The 9,645-nt window shown below is 66.8% G+C and carries 10 protein-coding genes; 7 read left to right on the plus strand and 3 right to left on the minus strand.

Annotated elements, in window-relative coordinates:
- The 4 genes from ACOJSF_RS06085 to ACOJSF_RS06100 all read left to right on the plus strand — a co-directional run.
- Nucleotides 1–629: cytochrome b (locus ACOJSF_RS06085; protein ID WP_420141329.1), on the plus strand; the 629-nt coding region annotated here is incomplete at its 5' end.
- A gap of 19 nt (nt 630–648) precedes the next feature.
- Nucleotides 649–1,491: a cytochrome c1 gene (locus tag ACOJSF_RS06090; RefSeq protein ID WP_420141330.1), complete on the plus strand. Its 843-nt coding sequence runs from the start codon at nt 649–651 to the stop codon at nt 1,489–1,491.
- 39 nt (nt 1,492–1,530) lie between these two features.
- A complete protein-coding gene (locus ACOJSF_RS06095) occupies nt 1,531–1,707 on the plus strand; it encodes a hypothetical protein (RefSeq protein WP_420141331.1) in 177 nt (58 codons plus the stop codon).
- Between the two features lie 15 nt (nt 1,708–1,722).
- Nucleotides 1,723–2,016 carry a DUF1244 domain-containing protein gene (locus tag ACOJSF_RS06100; protein WP_420141332.1) on the plus strand — a complete coding sequence of 98 codons (294 nt, stop codon included), beginning with the start codon at nt 1,723–1,725 and terminating at the stop codon, nt 2,014–2,016.
- Nucleotides 2,017–2,034: 18 nt separating this feature from the next.
- On the opposite strand, the gene ACOJSF_RS06105 is transcribed toward ACOJSF_RS06100, so the two are convergent.
- Complete coding sequence (locus tag ACOJSF_RS06105; protein ID WP_420141333.1) at nt 2,035–2,235, minus strand: hypothetical protein; 201 nt, start codon at nt 2,233–2,235, stop codon at nt 2,035–2,037.
- A 117-nt stretch (nt 2,236–2,352) separates the two neighbouring features.
- Here ACOJSF_RS06105 and mutS point away from each other — a divergent pair, with 117 nt between their 5' ends.
- From mutS to ACOJSF_RS06120, 3 genes are read left to right on the plus strand one after another with little or no spacing between them, the layout of a single operon-like run.
- Nucleotides 2,353–4,935 carry a DNA mismatch repair protein MutS gene (mutS, locus tag ACOJSF_RS06110; RefSeq protein WP_420141338.1) on the plus strand — a complete coding sequence of 861 codons (2,583 nt, stop codon included), beginning with the start codon at nt 2,353–2,355 and terminating at the stop codon, nt 4,933–4,935.
- A gap of 28 nt (nt 4,936–4,963) precedes the next feature.
- The gene (locus ACOJSF_RS06115; RefSeq protein ID WP_420141334.1) at nt 4,964–5,257 is read left to right on the plus strand and encodes a hypothetical protein; all 294 of its coding nucleotides are present in this window, start codon (nt 4,964–4,966) and stop codon (nt 5,255–5,257) included.
- A gap of 60 nt (nt 5,258–5,317) precedes the next feature.
- Nucleotides 5,318–8,083, plus strand: coding sequence for a [protein-PII] uridylyltransferase (locus tag ACOJSF_RS06120; RefSeq protein WP_420141335.1), 2,766 nt, complete (start codon nt 5,318–5,320; stop codon nt 8,081–8,083).
- On the opposite strand, the gene ACOJSF_RS06125 is transcribed toward ACOJSF_RS06120, so the two are convergent.
- Together ACOJSF_RS06125 and ACOJSF_RS06130 are read right to left on the minus strand one after the other, a co-directional pair.
- Complete coding sequence (locus ACOJSF_RS06125) at nt 8,080–8,412, minus strand: 2Fe-2S iron-sulfur cluster-binding protein (protein ID WP_420141336.1); 333 nt, start codon at nt 8,410–8,412, stop codon at nt 8,080–8,082. The two genes, ACOJSF_RS06120 and ACOJSF_RS06125, sit on opposite strands and share 4 nt — an antisense overlap.
- Nucleotides 8,409–9,515 carry a cysteine desulfurase family protein gene (locus ACOJSF_RS06130; protein WP_420141337.1) on the minus strand — a complete coding sequence of 369 codons (1,107 nt, stop codon included), beginning with the start codon at nt 9,513–9,515 and terminating at the stop codon, nt 8,409–8,411. The genes ACOJSF_RS06125 and ACOJSF_RS06130 overlap by 4 nt, the downstream gene beginning before the upstream one ends.
- Nucleotides 9,516–9,645 lie beyond the last annotated feature (130 nt).

The raw sequence follows: 9,645 nt of genomic DNA on the forward strand, positions 1-9,645 counted from the left end.
GTCCCGCCCTTGCCCGCGAGCACCGCCTCGGTGATCGAGTTGGGCAGCGGCAGCGGCCGTTCCATCCTTACTATACGGCGAAGGACGGCTTCGGCGTCGGCGTGTTCCTGATCGTCTTCACGCTGTTCCTGTTCTTCATGCCCAACGCGCTCGGCCACCCGGACAATTATATCGAGGCGAACCCGCTCTCGACCCCGGCGCACATCGTGCCCGAATGGTATTTCCTGCCCTTCTACGCGATCCTGAAGGCGTTCACTGGCGACTTCCTGGGCGTCCCCGCGAAGCTGTGGGGCGTGGTCGCGATGTTCGGCTCGATCCTGCTCTTGTTCTTCCTGCCATGGATCGACCGGTCGCCCGTCCGCTCGGCCAATTACCGCCCGACCTATAAATGGTTCTTCTGGGTACTGGTGGTCGACGTGATCGCGCTCGGCTGGTTAGGGCAGGCGGAGCCGACCGCGACGGTCGTCATCCTGAGCCAGCTCTGCGCGGCTTATTATTTCGCGCATTTCCTGATCATCCTGCCGATCGTTTCGGCAATGGAAAAGCCGCTGCCTCTACCGAATTCGATCTCCGAATCGGTATTGCACGGCGAGAAGGCCGAGGCCGCGCCCATCGGCACGCAAGATTGAGCCGGGGGGATAACAGACCATGATCCGTTTCTTCGGACCCTTCATCGCTCCGCTCGTCGGTGCGGGCTTCCTGCTGGCCTTGCTGTGGGGTTTCATCACCACCCCGCGCGAGGCGGAGGCACCGACCGCCGCGCATGAATATCATAAGGGAGAGAAGGAGATTTCCTTCTCCTTCGACGGTCCGCTCGGCCGTTACGACCGGCAACAGCTCCAGCGTGGCTTCCAGGTCTACAAGGAGGTCTGCTCAGCCTGCCACTCGATGAAGATGGTGGCGTTCCGCGATCTCGAAGGGATCGGTTTCTCCGGGCCCGAGGTGAAGGCGATCGCCAATCAATGGGCGGTGGAAGTGCCTTCGATCAATCCGGACACGGGCGAGGCGGCGACGCGCAAGGCACTGCCGAGCGATTATTTCCCGTCGCCCTACGCCAATGAAACGGCGGCGCGCGCGGCGAATAACAATGCGCTCCCGCCCGATCTGTCGCTGATCGCCAAGGCACGCGAGGGCGGCTCGCATTACCTCTACTCGCTGCTGACAGGCTATGAGGAGCAGCCGGCCGAGCTCGTCCGCAAGTTCCCCGACGCGAAGACGCCGGCGGGCCTGTATTACAACCCGCACTTTGCCAACCTTAACATCGCGATGCCTCCGCCGCTGGTAGCGGAGGGACAGGTGACCTACTCCGACGGCACCAAGGCAACCGTCCCCCAGATGGCGGATGACGTGTCGGCATTCCTGATGTGGGCGGCGGAACCCAAGCTGGAGAACCGGCATCGGGCGGGCGTCGCGGCGCTGATCTACCTGCTGATTGCGACCGCCTTCACTTATGGCGCCTACCGCAACATCTGGCGCGATAAGAAGCATTGACGGGTGGGGCGGGGGCGTTCGGCCCCCGCCCGCTTTTTCATGCACGCCGATCCGACCCTGCTCTCGCTCGCCATTCTCGCGACTTTCGCCCTCGCGGGCGGTGGCGCGTGGCGTTTCGTTCGCCGTGGCGAACGGATGCAGGGCGGACTGATGATCGTGGCGGCGCTTGTCCTGCTCGCCAATGTGCTGATCTGGGCTTGGCCGCTTCCGCGCTGAGGCGTAACCGGAGCCATGCTCCCCGATTATGACGACGCCACCGCCGCCGCCGCCTTCCGCCGGCTGGTTGCCCACCTCCAGCATCGTACGGACGCGCAGAATGTCGACTTGATGGGTCTGGCCGGCTTCTGCCGCAACTGCCTGGGCGATTGGCTCGCCGAGGCTTCGGGCGGGACCCTCAGCAAGGAGCAGGGGCGCGAACACGTCTACGGCATGCCCTATGCCGACTGGAAGGCGCGCCACCAGCAGCCGGCAACGCCGGAGCAACTCGCCCGAATGGACGAGAGCCTGAAACGCAACGCGCGCTGAGCCGCGCGTCGCCGGCAATCAGACGATGTCGCGGCCTGTCGTGAACTGCGGCAGGATGGTGGACGGCCCGTCGGCGCCCAGGCGCCCGGATACGAGCTGGCACACAGCGTCCTCGCGTGACGGCAGCGGCTCGTCATGCCGCGCGATCCAGTCGTCGATCGCCGCCAGCAATTCGGGCGTGAAAGTGATCGTCAGGGTCAGGTCGGCGCTGTCGCTCATGATCGGACGCTGCCCCCGCCGGCCGACGCGGTCAAGCGCCGCGATCGACGCTAATGCGTCTTTCCCAAGCGGCGCGCGGCCTTGTAAGCGGGCGCGGTGACCGCTCAACCCACCCCGATGATGGCGCAATATCTCGCGCTCAAGGCGCAGGCCGCCGATTGCCTTCTCTTCTATCGTATGGGGGACTTTTTCGAACTGTTCCTCGATGATGCCAAGGTCGCAGCGGCCGCGCTCGACATCGCGCTCACCACGCGGGGCGAACATGGTGGCGAGCCGATCCCGATGTGCGGCGTGCCGGTGCACAGCCACGAATCCTATCTCGCACGGCTGATCAAGGCGGGTCACCGCGTCGCCATTGCCGAGCAGACCGAGACGCCTGAGCAGGCCAAGAAAAGGGGCGGATCGAAGGCGCTGGTCGCGCGTGGCATCGTCCGGATCGTCACGCCCGGCACGCTGACGGAGGAGGTGCTGCTCGACGCGCGCGCGGCCAACTGGCTGGTGGCGGTGGCGAAGACCGGTGGGGACGTAGGGCTTGCCGCCGTCGACATATCGACCGGGCGGTTCGAACTGGGGCCGGTCCCGCCTGCGAACCTGGATGCGGAATTGGCGCGGCTCAATCCGGCTGAGGTCGTCGCCCCCGAGGCCTTCGATCTTGTCGTGGACCATCCGCTGACGCGCGCCGACGGGTTCGACAGTGTTGCCGCCGAAAGGCGGCTGAAGGCCCTGTTCGGCGTCGCGACGCTGGATGGCTGGGGCCAGTTCGGCCGGGCGGAGCTTTGCGCGGTCGGCGGTCTGCTCACCTATCTCGAGCGGGCAGGGCAGGGGAGCCTGCCCTTCCTTCAGCCGCCTGCCCATCGCGCCGCCGCCGATCATATGATGATCGATGCCGCGACGCGCGAGAGCCTGGAGATCACGGTGGCGAGCGGGGGCGGTCGCAAGGGCAGTCTGCTCGATGCGATCGATCGCACCGTGACCGGCGGCGGCGCGCGCCTTCTGAGCGCGGACCTGTCGGCACCGCTGACCGACGCGCAAGCGATCGAGGCGCGGCTCGACCTGGTCGGCTTCTTCCATGACGACGGCGATTTGCGCGCGCGGCTGCGGGGCACGTTGCGCGCGCTGCCCGACATCGCGCGTGCGCTCGGACGGTTGGCGGCGGGGCGGGGCGGGCCGCGCGACCTTGCATTGCTTCGCGACGGGCTCGATCATGGCTGGCGTTTGCATGGGCTGCTGTCCGGTCTGGCGCCGCGCCCGGCGTTGCTCGACGGATTGCTGCCCGCCTTCCTCGGCCATGGTGCTCTCGTCGATCGCCTCCAGCGCGCGCTCGTGCCGTCGCCGCCGATCGACGTGAGCCAGGGCGGCTATATCGCGGAGGGCTACGATCCCGCGCTGGATGCGTTGCGCGCGCGGGGTGGCGAAGGCCGGCGCGCGATCGCGGCGCTGGAGGCGCGCTACCGAGAGCGGACAGGCATCGCGCAGCTCAAGATCCGGCACAACAATGTGCTGGGCTATCATGTCGAGGTACCGGCGCGCGTCGCCGATACGCTGATGCGCGCCGAAAGCGGCTTCACACATCGCCAGACGTTGGCCGGGGTAGTCCGCTTCAACGCGCCCGAACTGCACGATCACGCGACCGAGGTGGGCCAGGCGGGGGCGCATGCCTTGGCTGCGGAGGCGGCGCATCTCGAGGAGCTGGTCGGGCTCGCGCTGGAGCGTGGGCACGAAATCGCCGCCACCGCCGACGCGCTCGCCCGGTTGGACGTGGCGGCGGGCCTCGCGGAACGCGCGGCGGAAGGCGGGTGGACCCGCCCCGCGATCGTCGACCGTTCCTGCCTGGAGATCAGCGAAGGCCGGCACCCCGTGGTCGAGAATGCAGTCGCGGCGACGGGCGGCCGCTTCGTTGCCAACGACTGCCGCCTCGGGCCGCACGACCGGCTGTGGCTTGTCACTGGCCCCAACATGGGCGGCAAGTCGACCTTCCTGCGCCAGAACGCCGCGATCCTGATCCTCGCCCAGGCCGGCGGGTTCGTTCCCGCCGCCTCCGCTACGTTGGGCCTGTGCGACCGGCTGTTCAGCCGTGTCGGCGCGTCCGACAATCTGGCGCGCGGGCGATCGACCTTCATGGTCGAGATGGTCGAGACCGCCGCGATCCTCGCGCAGGCGACCGAGCGTAGTTTCGTGATCCTCGACGAGGTCGGGCGCGGTACTTCGACCTATGACGGGCTCGCCATCGCGTGGGCCGTGGTCGAGGCGGTGCATGACGTGAACCGCTGCCGCTGCCTGTTCGCGACCCATTATCACGAACTGACGCGGCTGGCCGAACGGCTCGATGCGCTGTCGCTCCATCATGTCCGCGCGCGCGACTGGAAGGGCGATCTCGTGTTGCTGCACGAGGTTGCGGCGGGGCCTGCCGACCGGAGCTATGGTCTCGCGGTGGCGCGCCTCGCGGGCCTTTCGCCACCGGTGATCGCGCGGGCGAAGGAGGTGCTCAAACGGCTGGAGGCGGGGCGAGCCGCCACGGGCGGGCTCGCGGCGGGGCTCGACGATCTGCCGCTGTTCGCCGCCGCGAGCGTGGCCGAAGAAGCCCGGCCCGATCCCCTGCGCGAGGCGATCGAGGGGGCGGACGCCGACGCGCTCAGCCCGCGCGAGGCGCTCGATCTCGTCTACCGGCTCAAGGCGGTTGCGGCTGGTTCAGCTGGCTGACAGCCGGAGACGTGCAACGATCGCGCCCGTGCAACGCACCAGCCACATCCTCAGCGCCGCCTCCAACCTTCTCGGCATCGCGCTCCTCATCATCGCCGGCCTCAACGTAAGCGGCGTCGCGCGGAGCGTCCTGGCCGACGAGATTGCGTGGTTCGCGGCGGTCGCGCTGGGCGCAAGCTGCGTCCTGTCCTACCTTGCCCTGCGCAATGACGAGGAGCAGGCGCGCTCGCGCCGGATCGAACTGGTGGCCGACCGGATATTCCTCGTCGGGCTCGTGGCCTTGTTCACCGCGATCGTGGTCCTGGCGATAACCCAAGGCTGACCGCCCCCCGTCCTTTCGGGCGCGATGGACGGAGGGGGCGTTGCCCCCTATCTCGCCGCCATGGCGAACCGCTTCGATACCTTGCCCCAGCGTCGCGTGATCGTCGATCGGCGGGCGATTGCCGATCAGCTTGCGACGATCGAGGGGGAGGGCGCGGATCTGCGCAACCGCGCTACGTCGATCCTGAAGAGCGCGCTCGACAACGGACGCGCCGAGATCGCGCGCCGCCTGGCCGAGCATCCGAGCCGCGGTGCCGAGATCGCGTCGTCCTACGCCTATCTGACCGATCAGATCCTGCGCTTGGTCTTCGATTTGACGGTGCAGCGCATCTATCCCAACAACCACCCGACCGCGAGCGAGCGGCTGACCCTTGCGGCGGTCGGGGGATATGGCCGGGGCGAAATGGCGCTCCATTCGGATGTCGACATCGCGTTTGTCACGCCGTGGAAGCAAACCGCCTGGGCGGAGCAGGTGATCGAATCGATCCTCTACTCGCTGTGGGATCTGGGGCTGAAGGTCGGGCATTCGAGCCGCTCGCTCGACGACATGGTACGCATGGCCAAGGCCGATCTCACCGTCTGTACCGCCCTGCTGGAAGCGCGCTACGTCTGGGGCGATCAGGCGCTTTACGACGAGGCGGCCGCACGCTTCGAACGCGAGGTGATGAGCGGGACCGGACGCACCTTCGTCGCCGAGAAGCTGGCCGAGCGGAATGCGCGACACGAACGCATGGGCGACAGCCGCTACGTCTTCGAACCGAACCTGAAGGAGCGCAAAGGGGGTCTGCGCGATCTCCACACGCTCTTCTGGATCGGCAAGTATGTCTACCGCGTCCGCACCGTTGCCGAACTGGTCGGCACGGGATTGTTCTCGGCACAGGAACTGCGCCGCTTCCGCCGTGCCGAGAATTTTCTGTGGGCGGTGCGTTGCCACCTCCACATCATCGCGCGGCGCGCCGAGGATCGCCTGACCTTCGATGTCCAGCGCGAGATCGCCGAGCGGATGCGCTACGCGACCGATCGGCCGGGCCGAGCGGCGGTCGAACGCTTCATGCGCCATTACTTCCTGACCGCTAAGGAGGTCGGCGACCTGACCGGCGTGTTCCTCGCCCAGCTCGACGAGGCGTTCGCCGCCAAGACACGGCGTTTTGGCCTGCCGAGCCTGCCGCGCCGGAAACGTAAGCTCGAGGGGTTCACGCTGGATCGCGGGCGACTGACGGTCCCTGGCGACGATTTTTTCCAGACCGATCCCGTGCGCCTCATCCGGCTGTTCGCGCTGGCGGACCGGTACGAGCTCGAAATCCATCCTCTGGCGATGCGTCAGGCCGCGCGCGATGCCCGCCTGATCGATTCAGACGTGCGCGACGATGCCGAGGCGAACGCGCTGTTCCTCGACATCCTGACCAGTCCACGCAGCCCCGAAAAGGTGCTCCGATGGATGAACGAGGCGGGGGTGTTCGGTCGCTTCGTGCCGGACTTCGGGCGTGTGGTCGCGCAGATGCAGTTCGATATGTACCACCACTTCACGGTCGACGAACACACGCTACGCGCGATCGGCCTGCTCGCCTGCATCGAACAGGGCGAACTGGCCGAAGACCATCCGCTCGCGTCGAGGGTCATCCGGCAGCTCGTATCGCGGCGCGCGCTGTATGTCGCGGTGTTGCTGCACGACATTGCCAAGGGACGGGGCGGGGATCACTCGATCCTCGGCGCCGAGATCGCCGAACGGCTCTGCCCCCGTCTCGGCATGACGGCAGCCGAGACGGAGACGGTTGCGTGGCTCGTCCGCTATCACCTGCTGATGTCCGCGACCGCGTTCAAGCGCGACCTGTCCGACTTCAAGACCATCCTCGACTTTGCCGAGGTGGTGCAAAGTCCGGAGCGGCTGAGACTGCTCCTGGTGCTGACGATCGTCGATATCCGCGCGGTCGGGCCGGGGGTGTGGAACGGCTGGAAGCGCCAGCTCCTGTCCGACCTCTACGACGCCGCCGAGGAGGTGCTTCGTCTCGGCCACAAGCAGCGTGGTCGCAACGAGCGGATCGAGCTCAAGCGGGCGGAACTGGCGGTCGAGCTTGGGTGGAGCCGTACCCGTTTCGAAACCTATGCCAAGCGCTTCCCGGACAGCTACTGGGTGGCAGAGGGAAGCGACATCCTCGAACGGAATGCCCGCCTGATCGCGGCGGCCGATGCGGGTGAGCGCGCGCTGTCGATCGCCGCGCAGGCCGACGCTCAACGGGGTGCCACGCTCGTTACCGTCTATGCGGGCGATCATCCCGGACTGTTCTATCGCATCTGCGGCGCGATCCATCTGGCGGGCGGCAACATCATCGATGCACGCGTCCACACCACCCGCGACGGGATGGCGGTCGACAATTTCCTCGTCCAGGACCCGTTCGGTCAGGCGTTCGACGATCCCCATCGCCTGCGCCGCCTGTCGCAGGGGGTCGAAGACGCGCTTGCGGCGCGCGGTCAACTCGCCGCGAAGTTGGCCGCCAAGCCCGCGCCGCGTACCCGCGCGCACGCCTTTACGGTGGTTCCGAACGTCCTGATCGATAACCACGCCTCGAACCGCTACACCGTGGTCGAGGTGCATGCCGGGGACCGGCCGGCGCTGCTGCACGCGCTGGCCTATGCGTTGTTCGAAGCCAAGGTCACGATCCATTCGGCGCATATCGCAACCTATGGGGAGCGCGCGATCGACGTCTTCTACGTAACCGATCTGATCGGCGACAAGATCGAATCCTCGGCCCGCTTGCGGACGCTCGAACGGCTGCTGCTCAAGGCCGCCGGGGCTGCGCCTGAGGACAGACCACGCAAGGCAGCCTAGCGGCCCTGCATGTCGTAGGCGTCGGGAGGGATGCGGACGGTCAGACTGTCCCAGCTTTCCTCCAGCAGGATCTGGCAAGCGAGACGGCTGGTGCGCGTGACGTGCGCCGCCAGATCGAGGAGGTCGTCCTCGTCCGCGCTGGCGTGGGGCAATTTATCGAAATCCTCGGGCGCGATGATGACGTGACAGGTCGAACAGGCCATCTGCCCCTCGCACGTCCCCTCCAATGCCTGCCCATGCGCTTGCGCGATTTCGAGCAGGCGGTCTCCGGTCTTTCCGTCGGCTTCGGTGACATTGGCGCCATCGGCGGAAACGAATTTGATCTTCATGCCCATTCGGTTTGCCGCGTGGCCGCCTCATTGATCAAGTATGCCGCGCGCCTGATCTCATCCTCCGTGGTGTAGCGGCCGAAGCCCAGACGAATGGAGGAGCGTGCCTCCGCATCCGACAGGCCCAGCGCGCGAAGCACATGGCTAGGCCGCCCCGAACCACTGGCGCAGGCCGATCCGGCAGAGAAGGCGACTTCTCGAACTTCGGAGATAAGCCGCGATGAATCAATGCCATCGCGCCTGAGATTGAGGTTGCCCCGATAGCGCGCAGCCAACGAGCCGTTGACCGTCCAGTCCGATCCCAGAAGGGCGAGCGCCGCGGCTTGAAGCGCTTCCACATGTCGGTTGTCGGTGTCGAACCGCTCCGCCGCGAGCGCGGCCGCTGCCCCGAAACCGGCGCAGAGCATCGGGCTGAGGGTGCCGGAGCGGAGACCATATTGCTGGCCGCCACCGTGAATGAAAGGGGCAATCACGCTATCGTTGCGCAACCACAGGGCACCAATTCCCTTTGGTCCGAAGATCTTGTGAGCGGATATCGCGATCATATCGCAGCTTTGGAGAGGGATCGCTACCCGCCCAAATCCTTGAACCGCGTCGCAGAAGAAGTGCGCTCCGGCGCGATGCGCGAGCTCCGCGAGTGCGGCGATCGGCTGCACAACACCAATCTCGTTATTCACCAGCAGGGCCGCAACGAGCGCGGTCCGATCGTCGATGGCATCCGCTGCCGCATCGAGATCGACCATGCCCGCCGCGTCCACGGGCAGGATGACGCATTCCGCCCCCTGTGCGGCCAGCCCGTCCGCCGTATCCAGAATGCAGGCATGTTCGGTCGCCAGCGTCACGATCTTGCGGCGGGAGCCCCGGATGGCGGCGGAGAGCGCCCAATTGGCCGCCTCGGTCGCGCCCGACGTAAAGACCAGCCGTCCGCCCTGTTGGCCAAGGGCCACGCTCACCTGATCGCGGGCAAGCTCGACTGCCGCCGCCGCTTCACGTCCGGGTCGATGGGGTGAATGCGGATTGCCGAAGCGATCGAGCCACGGCAGCATTGCGGCACGCGCCTCAGGCGCCAGCGGCGTCGTCGCTTGATAATCGAGATAGATCACGCGGCGCGCCGTCGGGCGTGCAGCCGCCGCCAGATTTGGATGAAGTGTTCCACTTCGTTTTCAGTGGTTTGGGAGCCGAAGATGACGCGAATAACCTCGAGCGCTGCTTGCTCGCTCCATCCCATCGCTG

Origin of the sequence: Sphingomonas sp., from assembly GCF_048594985.1 — a bacterium.
Lineage (GTDB): Bacteria > Pseudomonadota > Alphaproteobacteria > Sphingomonadales > Sphingomonadaceae > Sphingomonas_I.

Coding starts and splice junctions, on each gene's coding strand:
- ACOJSF_RS06090 (WP_420141330.1), top strand. CDS start 649: ATGATCCGTTTCTTCGGACCCTTCATCGCTCCGCTCGTCGGTGCGGGC.
- ACOJSF_RS06095 (WP_420141331.1), top strand. CDS start 1,531: ATGCACGCCGATCCGACCCTGCTCTCGCTCGCCATTCTCGCGACTTTC.
- ACOJSF_RS06100 (WP_420141332.1), top strand. CDS start 1,723: ATGCTCCCCGATTATGACGACGCCACCGCCGCCGCCGCCTTCCGCCGG.
- ACOJSF_RS06105 (WP_420141333.1), bottom strand. CDS start 2,235: ATGAGCGACAGCGCCGACCTGACCCTGACGATCACTTTCACGCCCGAA.
- mutS (WP_420141338.1), top strand. CDS start 2,353: ATGATGGCGCAATATCTCGCGCTCAAGGCGCAGGCCGCCGATTGCCTT.
- ACOJSF_RS06120 (WP_420141335.1), top strand. CDS start 5,318: ATGGCGAACCGCTTCGATACCTTGCCCCAGCGTCGCGTGATCGTCGAT.
- ACOJSF_RS06125 (WP_420141336.1), bottom strand. CDS start 8,412: ATGAAGATCAAATTCGTTTCCGCCGATGGCGCCAATGTCACCGAAGCC.